This window comes from Kribbella sp. NPDC023855 (assembly GCF_040639475.1).
Lineage (GTDB): Bacteria > Actinomycetota > Actinomycetes > Propionibacteriales > Kribbellaceae > Kribbella.
On the sequence record NZ_JBFAAA010000016.1, the window covers coordinates 1 to 26,193 of the forward strand.

Sequence of the window (26,193 nt, forward strand, 5' to 3'; positions counted from 1 at the left end):
AGGGGCCTTACCGCTCGACTTGCATGTGTTAAGCACGCCGCCAGCGTTCGTCCTGAGCCAGGATCAAACTCTCCGTTGAATTCAATATGTCAACCGTCCAAAAACGGATAACAAACTACTTCGAGTGATCCTTTGATATCTCAGAAACAATCAAACTGACTTGAATCATTATTTCTCAAAGGAATCCGAACACGAACAACAGACAACCCAGCACCCAAAATCCAGGAAGGACCAGGGGTGGACAAGATCATCCAATGCCGTGAAACGGGTTAATGCTAAATTTCGGCATTGACTTTCGGCACGCTGTTGAGTTCTCAAGAATCGGACGCACACCGCGTCCGTAACCTTTCGGCCAGGACTCCGGGGCAACCCGCCAAACATTACTGTTCCGGCCGAAGCCAGTCAAATCGGCTTCTTTCATCCCAGTTTCCCGGCAAGACTCAGTGACCGAAGTCCGCACTAGGCGTGCTTCAGCTCCTGGATCCTTCAGGGAGTTCGCAGCGACCGGCCGCTTTCGCGTCCCGCACTCGCTCCGACAAAGAGAACAATACACGCTCCGGAGAGTGCTTCTGACCAGGGGTACCCAACGACGGCCCGGCCGGGACCACCTGCCCCCGGCCGGGCCGTCGTACGGGGTGGATCACCAAGACGATTTGGTGATTCCGGGGAGTTCCCCACGGTGGGCCATCGTGCGGAACCGGACTCGGGAGATGCCGGCCTTGCGGAGGAAGCCGCGAGGGCGGCCGTCGGCCACATCGCGGTTGCGCACCCGGATCGGGCTGGCGTCTCGGGGCATCTTCTGGAGCTTGAGCTGCGCGGTCTCCCGCTCCTCGTCACTCGAGGCCGGCGAAGCGATGATCCGCTTCAACTCCGTACGGCGCTCGGCGTACAGGGCGACGGTGCGCTTGCGCCACTCGTTCTTCGCGATCTTGCTGGTCTTCGCCATCGGTCTACCGCTCTTCGCGGAAGTCGACGTGCCGGCGGATCGTCGGGTCGTACTTGCGCATGACCAGCCGATCGGGGTCGTTGCGGCGGTTCTTCCGGGTCACGTAGGTGAACCCGGTCCCCGCGGTACTGCGCAGCTTCACGATCGGGCGGACGTCGTTGCGCTTGGCCATCGGACCTTCCCTCCGGGCGCCCTGCGGCGCCGTTGAACTGTGACGGGTGAACATCGGCCACCCGGGCTGACATTCCCGTGGCCCAGAGTGTAGGTTGTACTGGTAATCATTTTCAATAAGGCGGGAGACCTGATGCTACCGGTGACCTTGCTGACGGGTGTCGACGAGCAGTCCCGGGCCGCGGTGGCCGGCGACCTGCTGGCTGTCGCCGGCTCCACCGTCCTGGTCGAGTACGACCTCACTGGGCTGGTCGGCGGCTCCGTACTACGCATCGCCCGGACCGCGGGCGGAGTGATCGATCGCGAAGTGATCCGGATGGGTCATCCCTGCGTGTCCTGCGCGATGCGCGGCTCACTCGTCCCCTTGCTGGTCAGCATCGCGGCCACGGAGAAGTACGGCGCGGTGATCGTGTCGGTCCCCGGTGCCGGCGACACCCAGGCGCTCGCCGAGGAGATCGCCCGCGATGCCGGTGAGGAGCTCCGCGTCGACGCAGTACTGACCGTGCTCGACACCGCCCCCTTCGCCGACGACGTGAGTGGCGACGACCTGATCCACGACCGTGGCATCCCCACCGCGGCGGAAGACGGCCGGGCGATCGCCGAGGTGCTGATCCGGCAGGTCGAGTACGCGAACGCCGTCATCCTGAGCAACCCCGCGACCGCCCACCCCGACGACGAGCCCACCACTCGCGCGCTGGCGCAAGCACTGAACCCCCACGCGCTGGTCAAGACGACCGCGGCGGCGCGGGAGCTGTTCGGCGTACGGCTGCATGATCCGGATACGGCCGAGACGTGGGTGGAGCCGGGGTCGATCAGTGCTCCGCTGCAAACCGACGGGCCGGTGCGGACTCTCGTCTGGCAGTCGGACCGGCCGTTCCATCCCGAGCGCCTGTACGACGCCCTGGAGGAGCTGGTCGTGAAATCCGCGCGCGGCAAGGGAACGGTCTGGCTCGCCTCGCAGCCGCACGCGCGACTGGGCTGGGACAGCTTCGGCACCAACATCTCCATCGGCGTGCTCGGTCCGTGGCTCGCCGACCTGCCGGTCGAGCGCTGGTCGGAGGTCGGCCAGACCCATCAGGCCAGGTCGGCACTCGAGTGGCACCCCGAGCACGGCGACCGCGCCTCGTACCTGTCCATCACCGGAGTCGATCTGGACATCTGGGAATTAGAGCGGCTCCTGGATGGTTGTGTCCTTCGTACGGGTGAGTCGGCCACCCAGCTGACCGACCCGTTCGCCCCTTACCTGGAAGGAAGTACCGCTGCATGAAGCAAGACATCCACCCCGACTACCGCCGGGTCGTCTTCCGGGACAAGTCCGGCAACTTCAGCTTCCTGACCGGCTCGACGCGCACCAGCACCGAGACCATCGAGTGGCACGACGGGAACACCTACCCGGTCGTCGACGTCGAGATCTCGTCCGCCAGCCACCCGTTCTACACGGGTCAGCAGCGCGTGATGGACACCCAGGGCCGCGTCGAGAAGTTCAAGAAGCGCTACGGCAAGTCCTGACCCGAACCAGTCTTCCCAGCCCGCCGATCTCCGGATCGGCGGGCTGTTTGTTGCCCGGACCCCATTGTCTCGGATTTCAGACGGCTACCAGCCGACGGTACTTCGTGGGCCGGGCCGCAGGACTCACACTGGGCGAGTGGAGCCCGTGGAGTTGGTCGGGGCGGGATTGTCGCCTCTGGATGCGGTCGCGCTGGGGCAACGGCGGACGGCCGTGCGACTGGGGAACGCCGCGCGTGAACGGATGGCGCGATCCGCAGCGGCAGTCGCCGAGATCGCCTTGCATCGGCCGGTCTACGGCCGAACCACAGGCGTCGGCGCCAACCGTGATGTGCTCACCTCCGACCCGGAGCACGGTGCCCGGTTGCTCGCCTCGCACTCGACCACCGGTACGTCGTCGTACCCGAAGGACGTGGTTCGGCTCGGACTGCTGATCCGGGTCAACCAACTCGCGGCCGGAGGCTCCGGGCTGGCCCCCGAGGTGGCCGACGCGATCGTTGCCCTGCTCAACGATGACGAGTTGCCCGAACTGCATCGCGGCGGCGCGATCGGTACCGGTGACCTCGGCGCGCTGGCCGAGCTCGGTCTGGCCCTCGGTGACGTCATCGACGGGACCAGCGCGCTTCCACTGCTGTCGAGCAACGCGATCACGCTGGCCGAATGCTGCCTGGCCTACGTCGAGGCCGCCACCCTGATCAACGTCGTCCCGCTGGTCGGCGCGCTGTCTCATGTCGCGCTGCGCGGCAACGCCGAGGTGTACGACGAACGCGTCCAGGCGGCCCGCCCGCAACCCGGCCAGGTCCGGGTGGCCCGGCGCATGCGCGGCCTGCTCGACGAGCTGCCGATCCCGCCGGCCCGGATCCAGGATCCGTTCGGCCTGCGCGCCTTCGCCCAGGTGCTCGGTCCGGCCGTCGACCATGTCGATGCCCTGGGCAACGCACTGGCGATCGACATCAACGCCTCGGCGGAGAACCCGTTGGTGGCCGGCGACACCGTGCTGCACAACGGCAACTGGCACGCGATGCCGATCGCGCTCGGGCTCGACTCACTCCGGCTCAGCCTGCACTCGGTCGCGACCCTGTCCACCTCCCGGGTGGCGAACCTCGTCGATCCCGACTTCACCGGCCTGAGTCGCTTCCTGGCCAGCGGTTCGGAGGCGAGCTCCGGCGTGATGATGATCGAGTACGTCGCCCATGACGCACTCGCCTCGGTTCGCTCGTCGGCCCAACCGGCAACCCTGGGCACAGCGACCCTGTCTCGGGGCGCCGAGCACCACGCGAGTTTCGCGCCGCAGGCCGCAGTACAGACCGGGCAGTTGCTGGATGCGTTGCGGGACGTGCTGGCCTGCGAATTGGTGACCGCCGTGCGGGCCGTCCGCCTGGCCGGCCTGGAACCAGAGAAACTTGCGCCTGCCGCGGTCGGCGCGTGGCTGGCCGACGCGCTGGCCGCGCTGCCCGACGTACTGACGGACCGTTCCCTGCGCGACGACCTGGAGATCGCTCGCGGCCTGCTCACCCAATGGGGCGACCGCCAGGTCGAGCATCCGGCAGAGTCCGCCTAGAGCTCCACCAGCATCTTGCCGACGTTCTCACCGCGGAGCATGGCGAGGAACGCGTCGACCATCGAGCCGAATCCGGGCACGATCGTCTGGTCCGAAACGATCTCGCCGGACCGCAGATAGGGCGTCAGGAAGTCGTAGAGCTCAGGTCGAGCGTCCTGGTGTTCGCGGACGAGAAAGCCTTCCAGCCTGAGTTGCTTGCCGACGACCTCGTACAGGTTGCTCGGCGCGGCCGGAGCCTGATGGTCGTACGACGAAACGGCTCCGCACCACGCGATGCGACCGCGCGGGCGCAGTACGTCGATGGCGGCGGCCAAGTGCTCGCCACCCACGTTGTCCAGGCAGACGTCGACACCATCGGGAGCCGCGTCGGCCAGCAACTCGCCGATCGGCCCCGATCGGTAGGAGAAGGCCGCATCGAACCCGACTTCTTCGGTCAGGTACTTCGCTTTCGCGGTTGAGCCGGTGCTCCCGATGACTCGGCCCGCGCCGAGCAGCTTGGCGATCCGGCCGGCCGCAGTACCGACTCCACCGGCGGCGGCCGTGACGAAGAGCGTCTCGCCGGGCTGGAGCTTCGCGATTCTGGTCAGGCCGACGTACGCGCTGAGCCCGGTGCCGCCGAGGATGCCGAGATGCGCCGACAGCGGTACGCCCGGGAGGTCGTCGAGCTTGCGGACTTCCGCGGGAGTCACCAACGCGTGCGTGCGCCAGCCTTGGCGGTGGAAGACAAGGTCGCCGGGCCCGAGTTCCGGCGTACCGGACTCGATCACTCGGCCGATCGCGCGTCCCTCCAGGCTCGCGTTGAGTTCCCATTCGGCGTCCATGCACTCGCGCATGTAGGGGTCGACGGACAGCAGCAGGTTCTGCACCAGGGCCGTTCCCGGGCGAACCGTTGGGGGCTCGGTCTCGACGTAGGCGAACAGGTCGGCCGTCGGTGCGCCGGACGGACGTCTCACGAGTTGGATCTCGGTCATGCCCATGATGAGAACCTGAGGCGTCCCGGCCGAGCCAGAGAGTTAGCCTGGAGCTAAATGATCAGCTACCGGCTCGGCGTCGACGATCTGGCGGACATGCGCTTCGCGTGTTCGCCGTTGCTGGAGACGATGACGAGTCTGTGGGCTCTGCACGAGCCGTCGGCGCACGTGCTGCACCTTCCCTGGATCCGGCAGACCAAGGCATTGATCGAGGACTGGCCGGATCGTGAGCTGTTGCTGTCGCTGGTTGCTCCCGAGGTGCAGTGGCTGCCCGACTTCCTCACACCACGACCCAGCTCGCCGCTCCCGGATGTCAACGACGAACTCCGCCGCGTCCGGTCGACGCCACCTGGCCGAGCCGTTGTCGACGTCCGGAGCGCGTACGCCGGACGGCCTATTCCCGTTGAGCTCGAGCGACTGTGCGACCGGCCGCGGGTTTTGCGGGATCGACTCGCGGAGCTGGTGGCGATGTACTGGGTGGAGGCGGTGGAGCCGCATTGGCCGCGGATGCGCGCGGTGCTCGAGGCGGACATGGTTCACCGGGCTCGACTGCTCGCGCGAGACGGCGCTGCCGCAGTACTGACCGGGCTCGATCCGAGTGCGCGGTGGTCGGACGGAGTACTGCGGCTCCGCGTCTCGTCGTACGAGCTGGATTACGACGTGGAGGTCAAAGGGCGTGGGTTCTGGCTGGTGCCGACTCTGTTCGCCAAGCACGCGATCAGCCCGGTGGGCGCGGATGAGCCGCCGACTGTCGCCTATCCCGCGCGTGGGATCGGGACGCTGTGGGAGCAGAGCAAGCCGACGCCGGGCGCGCTCGACAGTCTGATCGGGCCGGCGCGTGCGGCGCTGCTGATCGCGCTGGAGTCGCCGGCGTCCACGCTCGAACTGGCTCGCCGGCGGCAGGTGACACCGGGCGCGATCTCGCAGCAGCTGGCGACCTTGCTGACCAATGGGCTGGTCAGCAAGGCGCGAGCCGGCCGGGTGGTGCTCTATGCCCGCACCGAACTAGCAGATCAGCTGATCGGCAGGCGGCCGTAGGCCTTGAGGGTGCGCAGAGCCTGAACTGTCACGATGCCGCGGTACTCAAGGGTCGCGGCGGTGCTCGGCGGCTCCCACGTGATTGCCCAGCCACCGTCGGCTTGCTGGTCGGCGACCAGGCGGTCGAGGTGTCCTTGGAGCTGCTCCTCGGTGAACAGTTCCCGCCACGGGTTGTCCGGGGTTGGCGCGAACTGCAGCGGCGTCACGCCGTACGACGGATCGCTCGCGTCGGCGCGGTAGTGCGACAGCTTCGGCAACCACTCGCGCACTTTGGCCAGGTCCCGCTCTCCGCTGTGCTCGAGGAAGATCATCGACTCGTGCATCGCGTGCGCGTCCTCCGGGAAGCCCTTGGCCAAGGCGTCCAGGCACGACGCCTCGGCCTGGTCGCGCCACGGGTGCTCGACACCGAACTCGTAGAGGCGACCGACCAGCCCGGCGGTCGGGTTGAGATCGGGCACGTAGGTCCACTCGGCGATGTGCTCGGCACGCGGATAGCCCTCGACGACCGGTGAAGCGAGCGAAACGGCACCCTCGGGCGTGGCGACCGACTGCAGCCAGTCGCAGGCCCGGCGTACCAGCTCGTCGTCGCGGGCACCGGCGGCCAGCAGGATGTCGAACGCGGTCTCCACATCCAGCGCCGTACTGTCCGGGCACCGCTTGTCGGGCTCCAGCCCGTGCCCGAACCCACCGTCCGCGTTCTGGTAGCCGCGCAACGCGTCCACCACCCCGGCCGGATCGGCCCCTTCGAACACCGTCGCGAACAGCCGGCGCTCCACCAGCCGCGCCTCGGTCCGGACGAACTCCCGTGCAGCCTCGAAAATTTCCATGCAGCCACCCTGCCCGATCCCGGCCACGCTCGTCTTGAAGGAATCGGACATCCCGGACCCCACCTGCGGGCATGATCGGCACCGTGGACGACAACCTGTACGCCGACGTCGCAGACGAGCACCTGGTCCGTCCGGACGGCCGCACGGTCGCCTGGACCAGAGCTGGCGGGACCGGAACCGGTACGCCGTTGCTGCGGTTGCCCGGGACTCCCGGATCGCGGTGGAGCATCCGGGCCGACCGGTCGCCGTGGGTGGACCGTGGGCTGCAGGTGATCACCACCGAGCGACCCGGGTTCGGCCGGTCGACCAGACTGCCCGGCCGCAAGCTTCGCGAGCACTCGGACGACCTGGCCGCGATCCTCGACCAGCTCGGGCTCGATCGCGTCTACCTCCTCGGCGGTAGCGGCGGCGGTCCGCACGTGCTCGCCTTCGCCGCCCATCACCCCGACAGAGTGATCGCGGCGACCGTCACGGTCGGGTTCCCACCGCTGAACGACGACGAGTACGAGCAGATGATCCCGCTCAACGCGGCCGCCTTCCGGGCTGCCCGCGACGGCGACGAACGAACCATACGGGAGTTGCTGGCAGCGCCGTACGAGGCGACCAAGACGTCACCGCTGGCCGGTCTGGAGCAGGCGATGAAGACCGCGCCCGCGTCCGACCTGGAGGTGATGAACGACCCGATGTGGCGGGCAGCCCAGGCCAAGGCCCAGCAGGAGGCCTTCGCCGCCGGGATCGACGGCTGGGTGGACGAGACGCTCGCCCTGGGGGGCGAGTGGACCGACGTCGACCTCACCGCGATCCGGACCAGCATCACCTGGTGGCACGGACGAGCGGACCGCAACTGCCCCTTCACCGCCGCCGAGCGCCTGATCGAAAAGTTGCCCACGGCAACCCTCCGGGAGCTGACCGCCGGCCACTTCGAGCCGTACCAGCGCGAAGGCGAGATCCTCGACGAACTGCTGAGCCGTCACGGTTCGCAGCGGTAAACCGTTCCTGGATCGCCTCTGACAGCCAGCGGCGGCGAGACGGTGTGGGACTCGACTTCGCGCTGTCGGTCGGAGTGCGCATACTTACGGCTGGCAAGAGCAGCCCCCACCAGAGTTAGGGACGACGCAGTGACTGAAGTGGACAACCAGGAGTTCTCCGCCACCGGGGAGCAGTTCTTCTCCGAGGAGAGCCGCAAGGCGCTGGCCGAGGCGAGCCGCCTGCTGGCGGAGCGCCTGCAGGCGCACACCGAGGCCCTGCTGGCGATGACCGGCGACGAGGAGCAGAGCACGCTCTACGAGCAGAACGCCGCGCTGGAGGAGCTCGTCGAGGGCTGGAACGACGCCGTCTTCGAGCACACCGGGACCGCGCCGCTGCTGCTGGACGACGAGGTCGAGGACGACGACGAGGAGGAAGAGGAGGAGCGCGACCAGGTGATCAGCGTGGTGTCGCGGTTCGACCTGCGCGTGGTCGACCTCGAGTCGCTGCTGGAGGCCGGCCGGTCCGCCCAGGAGCGGCACCCGGCCGAGCTGGACGAGACCGGCGAGCGGGTGCCGGTCGAGTCGGCCGAGCAGGCCATCTACGAGATCAGCCGCGAGGTCGGCGAGGCGTGGTTCGAGCTACCTGGGGTCGACCTGGTCGCGGGCGCTCGCGCGTACGTCGTACCGGAGTGGCCGTTCGAGCCGCTCGAAGCGGACGCCGAGGACGTGCTGTCCGAGCTGAGCGCCCCGAACGGCGCGATCACGCACGCGGAGACCTGGGCGTAGTCGCTGTGGTTTCAGACCAGTAGTTCGCCGTCGAGGACGGTGACGGCGTGGCCGGTGAGGTGGACGCGATCACCGGCCAGCCGCACCTGGACGACACCGCCTCGGGCAGACGCCTGGAACCCCACCAGCCGCTCCCGCCCGAGGCGCTCCGCCCAGTACGGCGTCAGCCCGGTGTGCGCGCTGCCCGTCACCGGATCCTCGTCAATCCCATGAGCCGGCGCAAAGAACCGGGAAACAAAGTCGTAGTCGGCATCGGCTGGGGCGGTGAGGATTGCGCCTCGGAAGGCATGCTGCTCGGTCAGCGCTGCGAGTGCTTTGGAATCGGGTGTCGCCGTTCGGACTGCTGCTTCGTCCTGCAGGATCACCAGCAGGTCGCCGAGTGGTTCGGTGCGATAGGTGGCTTCCGGCTTCACCCCCAGCACTTCAGCCAGACCGGCCGGTACTGCGATCTCCGTCGGCGTGGACGCCGGGAAGTCGAGCGTGATGGTCTCGCCATCCACCGACGCGAGCAGCACTCCACTCAGGCTGTCGAACCGCACCGGCCCGTCCAGCAACCCGTCGGCGGCCAGCACGTGAGTCGTCGCGAGCGTGGCGTGCCCGCACATCTTCGCCTCCACCGTCGGAGTGAACCAGCGCAGATCCCAGTCCGCGTCCGGATCGCCGGAGGACGGCCGCGCGAACGCGGTCTCCGCGAGATTCACCTCCGCGGCGATCTGCTGCATCCGGCTCTCGTCCGGCCAGGGGCCGGCGGGCAGCAGGCACACTCCGGCCGGGTTCCCGGCGAACGGCTGGTCGGTGAACGCGTCGACGATTCGGATCCGCATGCCCCCGACCGTAGTTGCGCGGATGCGGGCCGATCCATAACCAATCCGGGGTGAGTGGCCCGCTCGCGGTCCGCAGTACGGGGAATCAGGCGGCGGCGATCGCCTCGATCTCGAGCAGCCATTCCTCGGCGTAGATGTCGCAGATGATGATCGTCAGCGCCGGGGCATGATCGCCGAGGATCTCCTCGCGGATCTTCGAGTTGAGCGCCCGGTGCTGCCGGTCCGACAGATAAGTCGTCACCTTGACCAGGTTCTGTACGCCGAGGCCGGACTCGGCCAGCACGGCGAGCACGTTGCGCCACACCATCCGGCACTGCTCCTCGAACGAGTCGGGGACCTTGCCCTGGTCATCGCCCCACGGCACCTGGCCGCTGACGAACACCAGCCGCTCGGCGCCGTCCACCTGGACGCCGTGCGTGTAGTTGCCCGTTGCCGGCGGCAGCAACGGCGGGTTCAGCGGCTGGATCGAGAGCTCTGCCATCGGGTTCTCCCCCTCGGTCGGCATGGTTTGGCCATGTCTATCGCGCCGGCCGTGAACCGGCCAGTCCATTTGCCCGTATGAGGGATGTATTCGACCAGGGCTGAGGATCCAAGGGGGCTCCTCAGTCCTGGTCGTCAGCTGGTGAGGTGCTTTTCGAACCAGTGATGGGCGTACGGCTCGGTGTTGAAGGCCGGTACTTCGGTGTAGCCCGTGGCGCGGTAGAGCGCGATGGCCTCGGTGAGACTGCGGTTCGTTTCCAGCCGCAGTACTGCGGAGCCGTGCGCGACGGCCTGCTTCTCGAGTTCGGCGAGGAGCCGGCGGCCGAGCCCGAGGCCGCGGACCTCCGGTGAGACCCACATCCGTTTGACCTCGGCCGGACTGTTCGCGGGGAACTTGAGGGCGCCGCATCCCACCGGAGCCGAGTGCAGAGTCGCGACGAGCAGCAGGCCGGAGGGCGGAGTGAGCTCGTCCACCCCGGCCGAGATGCTGCGCGCATGGTCGAACCCGCCGTCGAAGCGGTCAGCCAGCTCCTCGAAGTACGACTGCAGGCAGTACTGCGCGTCCTGGTGCCGCGGATCGACGATGCCGACGGTGACCGTCGAGGCTGTCAAGAGACGTTCGACTTCACCCATCGCGGTGATCAACCGGGTCCGCTGCGACTCGCTGAGTGGTTCGAGGATCGACGCCGCGAGCTCGTCGGAGCGGCGATCCAGGACGGTCCGCTCCGCCAGCCCGCGAGCGGTGAGACGAGCCGTGCGCACCCGGCCGTCGTCACCGCTCTGCTCCACCTCCACCAGCCCGTCGCTCTCGAGCGTGCGGAGGAGGCGGCTCAGGTACCCGGAGTCGAGGTCGAGCCGGGACCGCAACGACCGCACGTCGCAGCCGTCCGGGCCGATCTCCCACAACACCCGGGCCTGCCCGAGCGGCCGGTCGCGCGCCATGTAGGTGTCACTGAGCGCCCCGATCCGCTGGGTCACTGTCCGGTTGAATCTCCTGACGTCGGCGATCCCCATTCCTCTGACTATAGTCAGGCAAAATCTGGCTGATCGGGTCCAGCGGCCGGTAGGGCTGCCACTCGGTCAGGTACGGATGCACGAGCCAGCGGATCCTCCCGGTGTCCTCCAACCAGGTGCCCGGCGCCGGAACCCAGTCAGCCACGCCAGAGCGCAGTACGCCGCCCGCCGCCTCCACCTGCTCACGCGGAACCGAACCCTGGCTGACGAAGAACCACCACTGCCGTTTGGCGGGAGCCATCGCCGTCGGACAACTGGCTTTCAACCGATGGTTCACCAGCGCCCCGTACTCCGGCGGCAACTCCAGTACGTCGAACCACTCAGCCACCAACGCAACCCCCAACCCGCCAACCGCCGAGCCGGTGGCCGGTGGGCTCCAGACTTCGGCTGCTTGGTAGCCGTCGCGGATCACGTCGCCGACGAGATGCGGTTCCACGCATCCCTTGCCACACAGGCAAATCCCGTGATGCGGTACTGCGAGCGGCGCGACCGGCCAGCCGTTGGCGGCGTACCGGACAGCGTCCTCGAAGACCTTGCGCCGGCGATGCCGGTCAAACACACTGCCCCACCGCGAACAGCAACGAACTCGCCGGGACCAGCTCCGGATGCCGGTCGGCCAACCGCGAACACTCCAGCGCGGTCAGCATCGGATCATGCCGGGTGAGCGTGTCCGGCAGCTCGATCTCGGGGAAGTGCCGGTCGATGGCGACCGTCAGCCAGCCACCGGGCCCGGTCAGCCCGTGCAGCGTGACGGAGCGCAGGCCGACGTTGGTCAACTCGGTCCGCAACTGACTGGTGGTGTGGTAGACCGTCTGCGCCATCCGCTCGTTGTCCGGACTGAACCCGGTCTCGAGAATCTCCGTCACCACCCGCTGCCGATCCAGCAACGTGTTGGCCAACGTCGACCCGATCAGGTTCGCCGCCCGATTGATCGCCACCACCGCGAGAAACCCACCGGGCCGCACTACCCGAATAGCCTCCCGCAACGCCAGCCGCCGATCGGCCGCCTCGGGCAGGTGATAGATCGGCCCGGCCAGCAGAGCCGCATCAAAATGATCGTTCTCCCACGGCAACCGCCGCGCATCCCCTTGTACTGCGGTGATCCCAGCCGCCGTCGCCTGCTGAATGTGCCGCTCCACGGGATCCAGCAACTCGACCGAATACCCGCGATCCCGCAGCCAGCGCGCATGCACCCCGGGCCCACCACCGATATCCGCGACATCCGCCGGCGGCTCCGGCAGATACCTACCCAGCAGATCCTGCATCCGAGCCAACTCGAACCGCCCACGCAAGGTCGAACTGAGCCGAGCCTTTTCGTCATGAAGAGAGGTGTAGTGAACATCAACATCAACCTGAGCCGTCATACCCACGAAGTCTGCTCACGCCACCCACCCCACAGCAGGCCATCCCCCGGGCAACTCCAGGCCACCCCGGGGCAGCTCCTTGCTTGAAAACAAGGGTTTGTCAGTCGAGGGGGCGGAGTTCGTCGGCGTAGGAGACTGAGACTCGGCGGAGGACTCCTTCTTTGACGGAGTACTGGCCCATGCGCCACAGCGGGGGGCTGTAGGCGTGGATGGTGACGCTGCCTTTGTCGAGGCCTACTACGCGGTGGATGTGTTCGGGGCCGAAGCCGTAGACGTCGCCGGCTTCGATTTCGGTTTCGATGGACTCGGTGCCGATGGCCAGGTTGTGTTCGACGAGTTTGCCGCGGGCAACCGCTACCGCTCCGGAGGAGACGTCGTGGTCGTGCCAGCCGGTGTCGTTGACCGGCGTCCAGCAGATCAGCCAGACGTCGACGTTGGCGTCACGGTGCAGGGAGGCAAAGACGCGTTCCTCGTCGTTGTAGGCGACCTTGTCTTCCCACAGGTGTGGCTGGGCGGCCAGGCCGCCGGCCAGCTCGGCGAGTTCGGCCGGGGTGAGATCACGTCCCGGGAGGTTGTCGAGCGACAGACAGTCGTTGAGCTCCACGAGCCGGCTGGCCTGGCGCGCGGGTACGACGGGTGCGTCGGAAACGGGCTGAGCAGTCACTGCACTCCCCTCTCAGGAGGTGGCACCGGTCCGTACAGGAGCCGGTGCGGGTTGTCGTGGCGAATCACCGCGGTCGCGGCGTCGCCCTGCCGGAGGTCGACGGTCCCGGCGTACGGCCGGTCGGTGCCGTGCACGACCTGGTCGATGCCGAGGACCCGGGCGACCGCGTCGATCCCCTGCGGGCCGTAGCTCGAGGTGTCGACGTACAGGTTGGGGTCGATGGTGCCGAGCCGGCCGCCGCGGGCGGTCAGCCGTTCGTGGTGCACGGGCGCGAGACCGGCCGCCGCGACGAAGCACAGCCGCAGCTTCGGGTACGCCGTACGCCCACCAAACGCGTGCCAGGCCCACCACGCGGCCTGCAGTTGAAGCGTGTAGTCAACCACCGGCGGCCACCATCCGGGCAGCTCTTCACCAGGCGGCACAACCGTCCCCGGGTGAACCAGGATTGGCTTGTTCAACCGCTCTGCCAGAGCGAGCAACGAGCCGACGGCAGCCCAGCCAGCCGGAGTACCGATCACCTGGGCCGGCAGCTGCAGTCCCAGGAACCCCTGCGACAGCAGGCCTTCCAGCCCATCGAGATCCGGCTCCACCAGGTTGACGGCTGCCCAGGCCTTGAAGGGTGCGGGCAGAGACGCAGTACCGGTGTGCCAGGCATCCAGCAGCGCCGCGTCGCCGAGGTGCTCGATTCCGAGCGGGCTCGACAGCGAGAGCCCGACCAGCGAGGTCCCGGCGTCCAGTTCCTGCGCGAGGCGTTTGTCGATCGCATGCGCCGCCGGATCGACGTCGTACGGCGGCTCGCCGCTCGTGTGCAGCGTCCAACCATCCAGGTACGGCGGTTCGGTGCGAGCCCGGAGCCGGTCCACGAACTCAGTCGGCCACAGGTGCTGATGAACGTCGATCACGCGGACACCTCCTTCGCCGGCCCGAACTCTTTGAAGCGCTTCAAGACACTCGTAGTGAAGCGCTTCAAAGACCGGTTTGTCAAGCCACGTCCGCTCGAAGCCGACCGGCCCGCAGGGTTTTGTCCCCGCCGTGCCCTAGGGTCGTTCACATGTCCGGAACAGGCCGAAGGCCGACTCTCAAGGACATCGCAGCGGAGACCGGCCTGTCGATGGCGGCGGTCTCCTACGCTCTGCGAGGTCTGCAAGGCACCCCGGAGACGCAGCAGCGGGTGCAGGAAGCCGCCGAGCGTCTCGGGTACCAGGCGGACCCCGTGGCGCGCGCTCTCGCCTCCGGCCGGAGCGGCTCGGTCGGCGTACTGTGCGCTTCGCTCGAAGATCTCTGGCAGCAACGCCTCGCCGCCGCGCTCGGTCGTGAGCTGCTCGCTCCGGATCGCAACGCGTGGATCATCGACTCGGCCGGCGACGCCGACCGGCAGCTCCAGCTCGCGCAGCATCTGGTCGACCACCGCGCGGACGCGATCGTGGTGATCCCGATCGATCCGGGCGCCAAAGGCTGGGCGGCGATCGCCCAGCAGGCGCCGGTGATCGCGATCGGCGACGCGCTGCCGGCCGCCAAGGCGAAGTCCGAGGTGCTGTTCGACAACGAGACGGGAGTCAGTACTGCGCTGCGCCGGCTGGCCGACGCCGGTCACCGCAGCGTCGCCGTACTGAGCCCGTCGCGCCGGTTCGAGGTGGAGCGACCGGCCGAGGAGATCGCTCAGCGGGTCGCGGTCGGGCTGAAGCTGAAGGTGCGGATCGTGCCGTGTCCGCACGACCTGGCCGGCGCCACCGAGGTCGCCCGCGAACTGCTGACGGCAAGCCACCGGCCGACCGGCATCCTCGCGCTCGCCGACTCGATGGCCTTCGGTGTCTACGCCGCCTGCAGGGAGCTCGGCATCCGCGTCCCGGAGGACCTGTCCTTGCTCGGGTACGACGACCAGCCGATGTCCCAGCTGCTCAGTCCGCCACTGTCCACGTTCCACTGGCCGCTCGACGACCTGGTCGCCGATGTGGTCAGCCGGGTCACCTCGGCCGTCGACACCAACCGGCGAGTTCGCCGGACCACGGTCGAGCCGACCCTGATCGAACGCGGCTCGGTCGCCGCCCCGCCCGCGAAGGCGTGACGACGACGCTGAGTCACCCACGACGGCCACACCGGCGAAACTAGACTAATCCACTGCACTTACAGTCCATTGTCCACGATGTGAAATCGCTGACCACAGTGAGCAGGTCAGCGGAATGCTTCCACGTTGCGCAGCGCCCACTCGGCGAAGGAGTGGGGTGCGCGCCCGAGCACCCGCTCGACGTCCGGGCTGAGCCGCAGCTCGGCGGCGTTGGGTTCGCCGAGCACGTTCAGCGTGGTCTCCACGACCGGCTCCGGCATGAACGTGACCATCCGCGCGTGCGCCTCGGCCCGGGTCAGCTCCACGAAGCGAATCGGTTCGCCGAGGGCCGCGCCGATCGCCTCGGCCTGTTGCCGTGGGGTGACCACGGCCGGCCCGGTCAACTCGTAGACCTGTCCCGCGTGCTCGTCCTTGCGCAGGGCCATGGCCGCGACCTCCGCGATATCCATCGGATCCACGACCGGCAACCCGACGTCACCGAAGGGCGCGGCGACGGTCCTCTCCCCGCGAACCGATTCCACCCAGGCGTAGGCATTGGACGCGAAGCCGCCAGGCCGCAGGATCGTCCAGGCCAGGCCCGACTCACGGACCGCTTCATCGATCGCCAGCCCGACACTTCCGTGCGAGGCCGACTCAGGCCTGGTCGCCACGCCCTGCGAAGAGAGCAGCACCACACGCTGGACCCCGGCCGCCCTGGCCAGCTCCGGAATGGCTCGCGGATCCAGCCCTTGGCCGCCCGCCCCGCCGTCATGGAGGAACAGAGCCTCCGCACCGTCCAGCGCTGCCCGCAGCGACTCCGGCGCAGCCAGATCCGCCCTCACGTGCCCAACTCCACCCGGCAGGTCCACCGGGGCCAGGCCCCGCGAAACCGCCCTCACCTCAAGGCCCGCTGTCGCCAAAGCCTGGACCAGCGGCCGCCCGACATTCCCGGTCGCACCCGTCACCACAATCACGAAAACCCCTTTATTTACTGTGCTTTCCGCTGACATCAAGAACGCTAGCAGCGCCGGTATAGTAGGTACCTACAGGAAAGTAACCAGCTCAAAGGGGTGTAACTGGTGGCAGCACAAGAGACGAGCTGGTCGGCTAGCACGAACGATCCGGAGCTGGCCTGTCCCATCGCGCCGGTCGTCGACATCGTGTTCAGCCGGTGGACCACGCCGATCCTCTGGTCACTGCACACCTTCGGCCGGCTGCGGTTCGTCGAGCTCGAGCGGCGCATCCAAGGCATCACCCCGAAGGTGCTGACCCAGCGCCTTCGCCAACTCGAGCGCGACGGCATGATCGTGCGCACCTACTACCCCGAGGTGCCGCCGCGGGTCGAGTACGAGATCAGCGAGCTCGGCGGCAGCCTCGCCCCGCTCTTCGCCCACCTCACCGAGTGGGCCGGCACCAACCTCGACCACGTCGAGCAAGCCCGCCGCAGCTTTGACGACGCAGGTAAGTACCTCTGATCCGTGCAGCTAGGTCAGGCGCTCCAAGCGAGCACTGACTGCGGGGCGACGGTGATCAGCGGCAGGCAACCTGCGGTCGAGGACTTCGAAGACCTCGAGATCCTCAGCACCGGTAGGAGTCTGCGCGAACCGCCACAACAGTTCGGCATCAGCAGAGTCCAGTACTGCGCGCCGAAGCGTCGCGTCGAGCTCGTCGCGTTCGACTCGCAACGCCGGCGCGTCCGATCGCCCGAGCAGCGGACCGTTGTACAGGTCCAGCGCTTTGGCCAGGTCACCGGTTCGCAGGGCGCTCTGGACGTCGGTGACGTCGCCGGACACGTCGGCGATGATCCGGTACGGCTTGGTGTCGAGCACTCCTTGGCCGAGCAGGTTGCGCAGCCGGTGCATCTCCGCGCGAACCGTCGTCGGGTTCCCCTCGTCGCCGTACAGCTGCAGCATGAGCTGCTCGGCGGTGAGCCCGGCAGGATGCAGTAGTAACAGTGCAAGGACTTCAGCCCGGCGCAAGGTCAATGCGATCTCGCGGCCGCCGACAACAGCGGCCGGTTGTCCGGAGCCCAGGAGTTTCAGTCGCAGCAAGGGCCGGCGTCGGGCTACCGGGCCTGGGATGCGCAACAGGTAGCCCTCGTCCAACTGCTCGACAACGGCTTCGCGGCCGTCCCCGAGCTCGATCCGGTCGGCGCCGGACGGAACGTGGAGACGGTCGGGCAGCCAGGCCAACGGCTGGACCGCCAGGACCCGGCCGCTCGGGGTGAGCAGAGCGCCCGGCGCGTCGCCGAGCGCGATGAGGTGGCGCATGTTGCGCGCGCGGAGCTGTTCGTCGGCCGCGGCCATCCGGACCCGGAGTTGCCCCTCGGCCAGCTGAGCCGCGGCGGTCACCAGCGCCATCATCGCCGGATGGACCGTGCGGAGCGGACCACTCACGTCGACGGCGCCGATCAGCTTGCCGGTGTCCGGGTCGTGCACCGGCGCGGCGGCACAGGTCCAGGCGTGGATCCGTCGTACGAGGTGTTCTGCCGAGTGGATCTGGACGGGCTGGTCGGCCGCCAGCGCGGTACCCATGCCGTTGGTGCCGATCGCGTCCTCGGACCAGACAGCTCCTTCGGTCAACGCGATCCGGTCGGCCTGCCGGCGGACGTCGGCCGCACCCTCGCGCCACAGGATCAGCCCTTGCGCGTCGGTGACGATCATGATGTGCGACGCCTCGTCCGCGATCGTCGTCAGCGTCTCCCGCAGGATCGGCAGTACTGCGCGCAGCGGGTGGTCCTCGCGCAACGACTCGAGGACGTCGGCCCCGACGACGAGCGGCGGCGCATCGAGCTCGGGATCGACCTGCGCGGCCAGCGAACGTTCCCAGGACGCTGCCACCAACGGACGCGGTACGCCGGGCACCCGGCCTCCACCGAGCACCTCGTCGTACAGCTCACTGAGCCGGCGCGCCTCCTGCCGTGCGTCCACGCCTCAGCCTCGCCCGGAACGCAGCCGCAGACAAGGCCGTGACGCGATGCAACGTCGATGCAACGTGGCGCGACCTAGCTTCGGAGCACGCTCTTCAAGCAGGAGGACCCATGACGATCTATGCGGCGCCCGGACAGCCTGGCAGTCCGGTCGAGTTCAAGACGCGCTACGACCACTTCATCGGCGGTGAATGGGTGCCCCCGGCCAAGGGCGGCTACTTCGAGAACCCGACGCCGGTGACCGGTCAGAACTTCACCGAGATCGCCCGCGGGACCGCCGACGACGTCGAGGCGGCACTCGACGCGGCGCATGGAGCCGCGCCGGGCTGGGGCCGGACGTCGCCGGCCGAGCGGGCGAACATCCTGAACAAGATCGCCGACCGGATCGAGGACAACCTCGAACTGCTCGCCGTCGCCGAGACCTGGGACAACGGCAAGGCGGTCCGCGAGACGCTGGCCGCGGACATGCCGCTGGCGGTCGACCACTTCCGGTACTTCGCCGGCGCGCTGCGCGCCCAGGAGGGCTCGATCTCGCAGGTCGACGACGACACCGTGGCGTACCACTTCCACGAGCCGCTCGGCGTCGTCGCCCAGATCATCCCGTGGAACTTCCCGATCCTGATGGCGACCTGGAAGCTGGCGCCGGCGCTCGCCGCGGGCAACGCCGTCGTACTGAAGCCGGCCGAGCAGACGCCCGCCTCGATCCATGTGCTGATGGAGCTGATCGCGGATCTGCTCCCGCCGGGCGTGCTGAACATCGTCAACGGGTTCGGCGTCGAGGCCGGCAAACCGCTTGCCTCGAGCAACAGAGTGGCCAAGGTCGCGTTCACTGGTGAGACCACGACCGGCCGCCTCATCATGCAGTACGCCTCGGAGAACATCATCCCGGTCACGCTGGAGCTCGGCGGCAAGAGCCCGAACCTGTTCTTCGACGACGTGGCCAGCGCTCGCGACGACTTCTACGACAAGGCCCTCGAGGGCTTCACCATGTTCGCGCTGAACCAGGGTGAGGTCTGCACCTGTCCGTCCCGCGCGCTGATCCAGTCCGGCATCTACGACACGTTCCTGGGTGACGCGCTGCAGCGCACCGAGGCGGTCAAGCAGGGCAACCCGCTGGACACCGACACGATGATGGGCGCGCAGGCCAGCAACGACCAGTACGAGAAGATCCTGTCCTACATCGACATCGGCAAGGCCGAGGGCGCGAAGGTGCTGACCGGCGGCGAGCGGGCCGACCTCGGCGGCGACCTGAGCGGCGGCTACTACATCCGGCCGACCGTCTTCGAGGGCGACAACAAGATGCGGATCTTCCAGGAGGAGATCTTCGGGCCGGTGGTCTCGGTGACCAGGTTCGACGACTACGCCGACGCGATCAAGATCGCCAACGACACCCTGTACGGGCTGGGCGCGGGTGTCTGGTCGCGCGACATCAACACGGCGTACCGGGCCGGCCGCGAGATCCAGGCCGGGCGGGTCTGGACCAACTGCTACCACGCCTACCCCGCGCACGCGGCGTTCGGCGGGTACAAGAACTCCGGCATCGGGCGCGAGAACCACAAGATGATGCTCGACCACTACCAGCAGACCAAGAACCTGCTGATCAGCTACTCGCCGAACAAGCTCGGTTTCTTCTAACCCATGACGGACAGGGTTTCGTACACGGAGGAGGCGGCGGAGTTGCTCCGCCGGCTCACCGAGCTGCACGGCCCGCTGATGTTCCACCAGTCCGGCGGGTGCTGCGACGGCAGTTCCCCGATGTGCTACCCGGACGGCGAGTTCCGCACTGGCGCTTCCGACATCCAGCTGGGCGATCTCGTGGTCGACGGCCTGGACCGGCCGGTGCCGTTCTGGATGTCGAGGAACCAGTACGAGTACTGGAAGCACACCCACCTGACCGTCGACGTCGTCAAAGGCCGGGGCAGCGGCTTCTCGGTGGAAGCCCCAGAGGGCGTCCGCTTCCTGATCCGCTCCCGCCTTTTCACCGACCAGGAGTCTGCCGACCTCGGACTCCTCTGAAGCGAGTGCCGGCCGCCCGGTGGCGTTGCCGGACGGCCGGCACTCTTCAACCGTCGAGCAGGTGACGAGCCACCCAACGGGGGCGATCCGAAAAGTCGGGGGGAATCCTTCACCCCCGGCCCGATGCGCGAAACCTGGCGTCCTGACGGGGAAAACCACCCCGCCGTACCGGCCTCCCGGTCCTTCACCCATGACATTTGTCAGGGACCGGATCGCTGGCTTACGGCTGCCGCGCGGGCGGACGATTCCGGCACCACTCACGCCGGTTCCGCCCCCGACCGAGATGATCAGGGCGGGCCTGCCCAGCTCGAGGAGTTCTGTTGAGGCAACGGATTCTCGTGTCCGCCCTGGGCGTCGGTGCACTAGCCGTCGCAGGACTGACCGTCCAGCTACCGGGGGCCGTAGCGGCCCCGTCCACCACCACCGGAAAGCACGTCGCGAAGGTCTGCTCGGCCGCGGCGATGCCGCACACCGCCGTCTGCCACGCGGTCAAACTGGTCAACGACCAGGGCGTCACACCGGCCGCCACCGCCCCGCCGTCGACCGGGCTCACCCCGGCCGGCCTGCGGGACGCCTACAAGCTGAACGGGCTGAGCGCGAGCGGCCGCACGGTCGCCATCGTCGACGCCTACGGCTACCCGTCACTGGAGCGGGACCTCGGGGTCTACCGCTCCCAGTTCGGCTTGTCCGCCTGCACGGTGGCCAACGGCTGCCTGCGCATCATCAACCAGAGCGGCGGCACCTCGCTGCCGCGGTTCAACGCCGGCTGGGCCGGTGAGCAGGCGCTCGACGTGGACGCGGTATCCGCCGCCGCGCCGGATGCCAAGATCCTCGTCGTCCAGGCCAACTCCGCCAGCTTCGCCGATCTCGGCGCCGCCGTCGTCACGGCCTCCCAGCAGCCCGGGGTGGTCGCCATCTCGAACAGCTACGGCGGTGGTGACGCCTCCGACGCGACGTACGGCACCTACTACAACCACCCCGGCATCGCGATCACCGCCTCGACCGGCGACGACGGCTACCAGGGCGGCAGCTACCCGGCCTCCTCGTCGTACGTCACGGCGGTCGGCGGTACGTCGCTTGTTGCCGCCGGCAACACTCGGGGCTGGAGCGAGACGGTGTGGAGCGGCGCCGGGTCGGGTTGCTCGACGTACAACACAGCCCTCGCCGCGGCGGCATCCGCCGGTACCGGCTGCGCCAAACGAGCGATGGCCGACGTCTCCGCGGCCGCTGATCCGGGCAAGGGCGGGATGGCGATCTACTACCCGACCACCAAGACCAGCTCGACCTGGGCTCAGTTCGGCGGTACGAGTGAGGCTGCTCCGATCATCGCCGCCGTGTACGCGCTGTCGGGCCGGACGGCCGGATATCCCAACGCGCTGCCGTACGCCAACACCGGCGCCCTGTTCGACGTGACCAGCGGCAGCAACGGCACCTGCCCGACGACCCAGTGGTGCAACGCCCAGCCCGGCTGGGACGGCCCCACCGGCCTCGGCACTCCCAACGGAGCCGCCGCCTTCTGATCCATCCGCCTGCGGGCACCAGGTACGTCAAGCCACCTGGTGCCCGCCAAGCGGCGTAGGGGTAGATCCACCCCCGCACGGGACCTGACGCTCCTGTAACCAGGGCAGCGAATCCCGACGATCGATGCATGACCATGACGAGCGGGATTCGACCCGTAGTACCGGCTCTGCCTGATAGGCCTCGGCGGCTGCATCGGCCGTTGATGATCGTCACGATCGCGTTGAGTGCGCTGATCGTGGTGGCCATCGCGGGGGCGTTGTTCGACGATCGCCAGTTGCTCGGGCATGCGATCTGGATGAAGCCGCTCAAGTTCCTGATGAGCTTCAGCGTCTACTGCGCGACGCTCGCCTGGTTGCTCTCGTTGCAGACCAAGGCCCGCCGGCTCGGCTGGTGGATGGGGACCGTGGTGGCTGTCGGGATCGCGGCCGAGATGGTGCTGATCATCGGCCAGGTCGTCGTCCGCGGGCGGCAGCTCCACTTCAACCAGTCCACGCCGGCGGACGAGATGGTCCACAACATCATGGCGTTGACCATCTATATCGTCTGGGCCGCGGTGCTGGTGATCGCGATCCAGTTGCTGTTCGACAAGCCCGGTGACCGGGCGCTGCGCTGGAGCATCCGGCTCGCCCTCGGTACGACGCTCGGCGGCATGCTGCTCGGCAACCTGATGTTCCGTCCCACCCCCGCCCAGGAGGCGGCGATCGCGGCGACCGGCCGGCACGACTTCTTCGGCTCGCACACGGTCGGCGGCGAGGACGGCGGACCGGGCATGCCGATCACGGGCTGGAGCACCCAGGGAGGAGACCTGCGGATCGGGCACTTCCTCGGCATCCACGCCCTGCAGCTGATCCCGTTGGTTGCCCTCGGCCTCGTTCTGCTCGCCCGCCGGTTCCCGGTACTGCGCCCCGAGGGCCCGCGGACCGCGCTGGTGGCGATCGCCGCCGCGTCGTACGGCGGACTGATCTGGCTGCTCACCTGGCAGGCCGGCCGTGGGGAGTCGCTGGTCCACCCGGGAAACCGGACGCTGGTCGCAGCCGGATCGCTGCTCACCGCGACGATCGTGATGTCGCTCGCAGTACTGCTCCGAGCACGAAGGACAACCCTCGCATCGGTCAATACTTCTTCCCCGGGCTCGCCGTCACCCTTAGGGTCGGCTCGGACGGGTCGTTGAGGGCGGCCCGCGCGACTTTTTTCTGGAGCGTTGCTGTGAGAATTTCTGGCAAAGGACGGGGGCTCCTGGCAATCACTGCCGTCGGCGTCACCACCGTCATGGCTGTGACGGCCGGAGGTGGGGCGGTGGCCGCCACCAGCGCCGACCCCGGACCGACGACGGCGCCCGAGGCGACCAAGCCGATCTCGGCGAAGGAGCGCAAGGGCAACTTCGACGCCCGGACGCCGAACAACCGGGCCACCTACGCCCGGGCCGCCAAGGTGGTCGGCAAGGAGACCGCGGCGTCGGAGAAGTTCCGTACGTCGCTGGGCAGCCAGGGCGTGGTGGCGGTCGACCCGAACACCGGTACCCCGGAGCAGGTGACCAAGCTCAACGGCTTCCTCACCGGCAAGAGCTCGAAGAAGGCCACCGAGATCGCGCTGGCCTACGTCAAGGCGCACCCCGAGGTCTTCAAGCTGTCCGAGTCCGACCTCGGCACCCTCAAGCTGCGCAAGGACTACGTCGACGACCTCGGCACCCACCACATCTCCTGGGTCCAGGTGGTCGACGGCATCGAGGTGTTCAGCAACGGCCTGAAGGGCAACGTCACCAAGGCCGGCCAGCTGATCTCGCTGCAGGGCGCGCCGATCGCCGGCCTGGTCTCGCAGGCTCAGCGCACCCGCGGCGCGGCGCTCACCGCCGACGAGGCCCGGGCCGCGGCCGCCAAGGACATCGACGCCGAGCTCGGCGCCGCCAAGGCGACCAAGTCCGGCGGGGTCACCAAGTGGAGCGACGGCGGCACCGCCAAGCAGGTCTGGTTCCACACCGCCGACGGGCTGCGCAAGGGCTGGCTGACCTACGTCACCGCCGGCAACATGAAGAGCTACAGCCACGTCATCGACGCCCAGACCGGCGGCCTGCTGTACCGCCGCGACCTGGTCGCCCACGGCAACGGCGACGCGCTGGTGCAGGACAACTACCCGGGTGCTCCCAAGGGTGGTACGCAGCGCATCGAGAACCTGATCTACAACAAGTGGCTGCCGAAGAACGCGAAGACGCTGCTCGAGGGCACCTCGGTGGCGGCGTTCGCGGACGTCAACGACGACAACGAGCCGAACGCGGGTGAGACGGTCAAGGTGCCCGGCACCAGGACCACCGCGGAGTACAAGCTGGTGCCGTTCCAGTCCAGCTCGTCGTACTGCGCGGCCACCTTCGTCTGCACCTGGGACCCGGCCAAGCCGGACTCCTGGAAGACGAACATGAACCAGGACGTCACCAACGGCTTCTACCTGGCCAGCAACTTCCACGACTGGCTGGCCAAGCCGCCGATCAGCTTCACCCCGGCGGCCGGCAGCTTCGACGCGGCCGGTGGCGACCCCGTCCTGCTGAACGCGCTGGACGGCGCGGCCACCGGCGAGGGCGGCGGCCCGGACGGCAACCACGTCAACAACGCGAACATGAACACCCCGCCGGACGGCACCCCGCCGGTCATGCAGATGTACCTGTTCCACGCACCAGGCGCGAGCGACGAGCAGGACGGCTTCGTGCCGAGCAGTTCGAGCAACGACGCGAGCATCCTGTACCACGAGTACACCCACGGTCTGTCGAACCGGCTGGTCGTCGACGCGACCGGCAACTCGACGCTGAACAGCATCCAGGCCGGCTCGATGGGTGAGGCGTGGAGCGACTTCTACGCGATGGACTACCTGGTTTCGCACGGCCTGGAGAAGGACACCAAGGCTCCCGGCGAGGTGCTGGAGGGCAAGTACGTCAGCCACGGCCAGCTGTTCCGCACCCAGGCGATGGACTGCCGGGTGAAGGCGGTCAGCGACAACTGCATCGGCCTCGACGGGTCGAAGGGTGGCTACACCTACGGCGACTTCCCGACCATCGGCGGCAGCCCCGAGGTGCACTCCTCCGGTGAGGTCTGGGCCCAGACGCTGTGGGACCTGCGGGAGCGGTTCGGCCGCAGCTACGCACTGAGCATCATCACCCGCGCGATGGAACTGTCCGCCGCCGACCCGACGATGCTCGACATGCGCAACGCGATCGTGCAGGCCGACCTGGTCGCCAGCGGCGGCAAGAACGCCGGCATCATCTGGCAGGTCTTCGCCAACCGCGGCATGGGCTGGTACGCCGGTGTGCTCGACGGCGGCGACTCGCGGCCGGTCGAGGACTTCCACATCCCGCCGACCGGTGCTCCCACGAGCATCTACGGCACGGTGACCGACAAGGACACCGGCGCCCCGGTAGCGGGCGCGCTGGTCTTCATCGGCGGTCACGCCTCCGGGTACGCGGGTGACTACTCCGCAGTGACCGGCGCCGACGGCAAGTACACGATCACCGGCGTGCTGCCGGGCACCTACGGCAAGTTCGTCGTCTCCGGCGCCGGCTACGAGGTGCTGGGCAACGCCCTGACCGTCAAGGCCGGTGGCACCACCGCGAACTTCGCCACCCGGCGCAACTGGGCGGCGGCATCCGGTGGCGGCACGATCAAGGCCTTCACCGGTCCGGACTTCACGCCGCAGTGCGGTCCCGGTTACGCGATCGATTCCAGCCAGGGCACCGGCTGGGGCAGCACCACCGGTGACAACAACGGCACCCCGACCAACGTGATGATCCCGAAGAACCTGGACATCGCGCTGCCGGCCGCGGTGAACCTGACCAGCTTCTCGATCGATCCGTCCAACACCTGTGGCGACCCGGGCAGCGCCTCGACCGGCAAGTACCGGATCGAGACGTCGGCCGACGGCACCACCTGGGCGACCGCGGCAGAGGGTGAGTTCACCGCCGCGAACCGCAACCAGTACAACGAGGTGACGCCGACGGCCAACACCACCGGCGTGAAGTTCGTCCGGTTCGTGATGCTCAGCCCGCAGGTCCCGGACTTCGCCACGAACTGCCCCGACGGCGGCTACGGCGGATGCCAGTTCACCGACCTGACCGAGATCCAGGTCTTCGGTACCAAGTAACCCCGAGCTCCATCCCGCGAGGGCCGGCCGAGTATCCACTCGGCCGGCCCTTCGGCTTTCCGGCGCCGGTGTGGAATGGTTGTCACCCCTGGTTTGCAAGGACAAAACCGGCAGGCTATTCGAAATGGAAATGCCGCCACTGACCGGGCAACCAATCGCGCCGGACTACCCGTACGCGGGCGTTCGCAAACCCCCGGGACGGCAAAACCCCAGGCCATCGGCCTGGGGTTACTGGAGCGGGTGACGAGAATCGAACTCGCACTGTCAGCTTGGGAAGCTGATGTTCTGCCATTGAACTACACCCGCGTGGCCACCGGTTCACCGGCGGACAGTGAGGATCATACCTGGTCCCCGGGGCGGTTTGCACGGGGGGTTATGGGGGAGTTTTCCACAAAGGGCACGCCCAGGACTGGGCAGGCCGGTCATCTTCTGGCAGATTAG

General features: G+C 68.1%; 26 protein-coding genes, 1 tRNA gene and 1 rRNA gene. 13 read left to right on the forward strand and 15 right to left on the reverse strand.

Annotated elements, in window-relative coordinates; translation table 11 throughout:
* From AB0F51_RS35500 to rpmG, 3 genes are all read right to left on the reverse strand, one after another.
* A 16S ribosomal RNA gene (locus AB0F51_RS35500) occupies positions 1 to 79 on the reverse strand; the annotation flags it as partial.
* A gap of 561 nt (positions 80 to 640) precedes the next feature.
* Positions 641 to 946 carry a 30S ribosomal protein S14 gene (gene rpsN / locus AB0F51_RS35505; protein WP_360287422.1) on the reverse strand — a complete coding sequence of 102 codons (306 nt, stop codon included), beginning with the start codon at positions 944 to 946 and terminating at the stop codon, positions 641 to 643.
* A 4-nt stretch (positions 947 to 950) separates the two neighbouring features.
* Complete coding sequence (gene rpmG / locus AB0F51_RS35510) at positions 951 to 1,118, reverse strand: 50S ribosomal protein L33 (protein WP_360287424.1); 168 nt, start codon at positions 1,116 to 1,118, stop codon at positions 951 to 953.
* Between the two features lie 132 nt (positions 1,119 to 1,250).
* Between rpmG and AB0F51_RS35515 the strand changes: the two genes are divergently transcribed.
* The 3 genes from AB0F51_RS35515 to AB0F51_RS35525 all read left to right on the forward strand — a co-directional run bounded on the left by AB0F51_RS35515 (position 1,251) and on the right by AB0F51_RS35525 (position 4,184).
* On the forward strand, positions 1,251 to 2,384 hold the full coding sequence (locus AB0F51_RS35515) for a GTP-binding protein (RefSeq protein ID WP_360287427.1): 1,134 nt from the start codon (positions 1,251 to 1,253) through the stop codon (positions 2,382 to 2,384).
* Entirely contained in the window at positions 2,381 to 2,626 is a 246-nt protein-coding gene (locus AB0F51_RS35520) for a type B 50S ribosomal protein L31 (RefSeq protein ID WP_360287430.1), read from the forward strand. The genes AB0F51_RS35515 and AB0F51_RS35520 overlap by 4 nt, the downstream gene beginning before the upstream one ends.
* Before the next feature lie 136 nt (positions 2,627 to 2,762).
* Positions 2,763 to 4,184, forward strand: a complete 1,422-nt coding sequence (locus AB0F51_RS35525) for an aromatic amino acid ammonia-lyase (RefSeq protein ID WP_360287432.1) — start codon at positions 2,763 to 2,765, stop codon at positions 4,182 to 4,184.
* Here the strand turns inward: AB0F51_RS35525 and AB0F51_RS35530 are convergent.
* Complete coding sequence (locus AB0F51_RS35530; protein ID WP_360287435.1) at positions 4,181 to 5,155, reverse strand: NADP-dependent oxidoreductase; 975 nt, start codon at positions 5,153 to 5,155, stop codon at positions 4,181 to 4,183. The genes AB0F51_RS35525 and AB0F51_RS35530 overlap by 4 nt on opposite strands.
* A 57-nt stretch (positions 5,156 to 5,212) precedes the next feature.
* Between AB0F51_RS35530 and AB0F51_RS35535 the strand changes: the two genes are divergently transcribed.
* Positions 5,213 to 6,193 carry a DUF5937 family protein gene (locus AB0F51_RS35535; protein ID WP_360287437.1) on the forward strand — a complete coding sequence of 327 codons (981 nt, stop codon included), beginning with the start codon at positions 5,213 to 5,215 and terminating at the stop codon, positions 6,191 to 6,193.
* Here the strand turns inward: AB0F51_RS35535 and AB0F51_RS35540 are convergent.
* On the reverse strand, positions 6,169 to 7,071 hold the full coding sequence (locus tag AB0F51_RS35540) for a hypothetical protein (RefSeq protein WP_360287440.1): 903 nt from the start codon (positions 7,069 to 7,071) through the stop codon (positions 6,169 to 6,171). The genes AB0F51_RS35535 and AB0F51_RS35540 overlap by 25 nt on opposite strands.
* 20 nt (positions 7,072 to 7,091) lie before the next feature.
* On the opposite strand from AB0F51_RS35540, the gene AB0F51_RS35545 reads away from it, so the two are divergent.
* Both AB0F51_RS35545 and AB0F51_RS35550 read left to right on the forward strand, forming a co-directional pair.
* On the forward strand, positions 7,092 to 8,009 hold the full coding sequence (locus AB0F51_RS35545; RefSeq protein WP_360287443.1) for an alpha/beta hydrolase: 918 nt from the start codon (positions 7,092 to 7,094) through the stop codon (positions 8,007 to 8,009).
* Between the two features lie 129 nt (positions 8,010 to 8,138).
* Positions 8,139 to 8,774 (forward strand): hypothetical protein, encoded by a 636-nt coding sequence (locus AB0F51_RS35550; RefSeq protein ID WP_360287446.1) that lies wholly within the window; start codon positions 8,139 to 8,141, stop codon positions 8,772 to 8,774.
* 11 nt (positions 8,775 to 8,785) lie between these two features.
* On the opposite strand, the gene AB0F51_RS35555 is transcribed toward AB0F51_RS35550, so the two are convergent.
* The 7 genes from AB0F51_RS35555 to AB0F51_RS35585 all read right to left on the reverse strand — a co-directional run bounded on the left by AB0F51_RS35555 (position 8,786) and on the right by AB0F51_RS35585 (position 14,022).
* On the reverse strand, positions 8,786 to 9,598 hold the full coding sequence (locus tag AB0F51_RS35555) for a PhzF family phenazine biosynthesis protein (RefSeq protein ID WP_360287449.1): 813 nt from the start codon (positions 9,596 to 9,598) through the stop codon (positions 8,786 to 8,788).
* An 85-nt stretch (positions 9,599 to 9,683) separates the two neighbouring features.
* Entirely contained in the window at positions 9,684 to 10,079 is a 396-nt protein-coding gene (locus AB0F51_RS35560) for a RidA family protein (RefSeq protein ID WP_360287451.1), read from the reverse strand.
* 134 nt (positions 10,080 to 10,213) lie between these two features.
* Positions 10,214 to 11,092, reverse strand: coding sequence for a MarR family winged helix-turn-helix transcriptional regulator (locus AB0F51_RS35565; RefSeq protein WP_360287454.1), 879 nt, complete (start codon positions 11,090 to 11,092; stop codon positions 10,214 to 10,216).
* A complete protein-coding gene (locus tag AB0F51_RS35570) occupies positions 11,028 to 11,651 on the reverse strand; it encodes a hypothetical protein (RefSeq protein WP_360287457.1) in 624 nt (207 codons plus the stop codon). Before AB0F51_RS35570 ends, AB0F51_RS35565 begins: the two co-directional genes overlap by 65 nt.
* Positions 11,644 to 12,456 (reverse strand): class I SAM-dependent methyltransferase, encoded by an 813-nt coding sequence (locus AB0F51_RS35575; RefSeq protein ID WP_360287460.1) that lies wholly within the window; start codon positions 12,454 to 12,456, stop codon positions 11,644 to 11,646. Before AB0F51_RS35575 ends, AB0F51_RS35570 begins: the two co-directional genes overlap by 8 nt.
* A gap of 100 nt (positions 12,457 to 12,556) precedes the next feature.
* Complete coding sequence (locus AB0F51_RS35580) at positions 12,557 to 13,120, reverse strand: cysteine dioxygenase family protein (protein WP_360287462.1); 564 nt, start codon at positions 13,118 to 13,120, stop codon at positions 12,557 to 12,559.
* Complete coding sequence (locus AB0F51_RS35585; RefSeq protein WP_360287465.1) at positions 13,117 to 14,022, reverse strand: amidohydrolase family protein; 906 nt, start codon at positions 14,020 to 14,022, stop codon at positions 13,117 to 13,119. The genes AB0F51_RS35580 and AB0F51_RS35585 overlap by 4 nt, the downstream gene beginning before the upstream one ends.
* Positions 14,023 to 14,171: 149 nt before the next feature.
* On the opposite strand from AB0F51_RS35585, the gene AB0F51_RS35590 reads away from it, so the two are divergent.
* Positions 14,172 to 15,185, forward strand: a complete 1,014-nt coding sequence (locus tag AB0F51_RS35590; protein WP_360287467.1) for a LacI family DNA-binding transcriptional regulator — start codon at positions 14,172 to 14,174, stop codon at positions 15,183 to 15,185.
* A 107-nt stretch (positions 15,186 to 15,292) separates the two neighbouring features.
* Here AB0F51_RS35590 and AB0F51_RS35595 read toward each other — a convergent pair whose 3' ends face one another.
* Entirely contained in the window at positions 15,293 to 16,174 is an 882-nt protein-coding gene (locus AB0F51_RS35595) for an NAD(P)H-binding protein (protein ID WP_360287469.1), read from the reverse strand.
* Positions 16,175 to 16,243: 69 nt separating this feature from the next.
* Between AB0F51_RS35595 and AB0F51_RS35600 the strand changes: the two genes are divergently transcribed.
* A complete protein-coding gene (locus AB0F51_RS35600) occupies positions 16,244 to 16,639 on the forward strand; it encodes a helix-turn-helix domain-containing protein (RefSeq protein WP_360287471.1) in 396 nt (131 codons plus the stop codon).
* Between the two features lie 9 nt (positions 16,640 to 16,648).
* On the opposite strand, the gene AB0F51_RS35605 is transcribed toward AB0F51_RS35600, so the two are convergent.
* Positions 16,649 to 18,094 carry a GAF domain-containing protein gene (locus AB0F51_RS35605; protein WP_360287473.1) on the reverse strand — a complete coding sequence of 482 codons (1,446 nt, stop codon included), beginning with the start codon at positions 18,092 to 18,094 and terminating at the stop codon, positions 16,649 to 16,651.
* 110 nt (positions 18,095 to 18,204) lie between these two features.
* Between AB0F51_RS35605 and adh the strand changes: the two genes are divergently transcribed.
* The 5 genes from adh (at position 18,205) to AB0F51_RS35630 (ending at position 25,752) form a co-directional block, all read left to right on the forward strand.
* Complete coding sequence (gene adh, locus AB0F51_RS35610) at positions 18,205 to 19,728, forward strand: aldehyde dehydrogenase (protein ID WP_360287476.1); 1,524 nt, start codon at positions 18,205 to 18,207, stop codon at positions 19,726 to 19,728.
* 3 nt (positions 19,729 to 19,731) lie between these two features.
* The gene (locus AB0F51_RS35615; protein WP_360287479.1) at positions 19,732 to 20,109 is read left to right on the forward strand and encodes a DUF779 domain-containing protein; all 378 of its coding nucleotides are present in this window, start codon (positions 19,732 to 19,734) and stop codon (positions 20,107 to 20,109) included.
* 320 nt (positions 20,110 to 20,429) lie between these two features.
* Positions 20,430 to 21,629 (forward strand): S53 family peptidase, encoded by a 1,200-nt coding sequence (locus AB0F51_RS35620; RefSeq protein ID WP_360287481.1) that lies wholly within the window; start codon positions 20,430 to 20,432, stop codon positions 21,627 to 21,629.
* A 128-nt stretch (positions 21,630 to 21,757) separates the two neighbouring features.
* Positions 21,758 to 22,801: a hypothetical protein gene (locus AB0F51_RS35625; RefSeq protein ID WP_360287484.1), complete on the forward strand. Its 1,044-nt coding sequence runs from the start codon at positions 21,758 to 21,760 to the stop codon at positions 22,799 to 22,801.
* Between the two features lie 125 nt (positions 22,802 to 22,926).
* Positions 22,927 to 25,752 (forward strand): M36 family metallopeptidase, encoded by a 2,826-nt coding sequence (locus tag AB0F51_RS35630; RefSeq protein WP_360287487.1) that lies wholly within the window; start codon positions 22,927 to 22,929, stop codon positions 25,750 to 25,752.
* 232 nt (positions 25,753 to 25,984) lie between these two features.
* On the opposite strand, the gene AB0F51_RS35635 is transcribed toward AB0F51_RS35630, so the two are convergent.
* Positions 25,985 to 26,058, reverse strand: a tRNA-Gly gene (locus tag AB0F51_RS35635).
* Between the last annotated feature and the right edge of the window lie 135 nt (positions 26,059 to 26,193).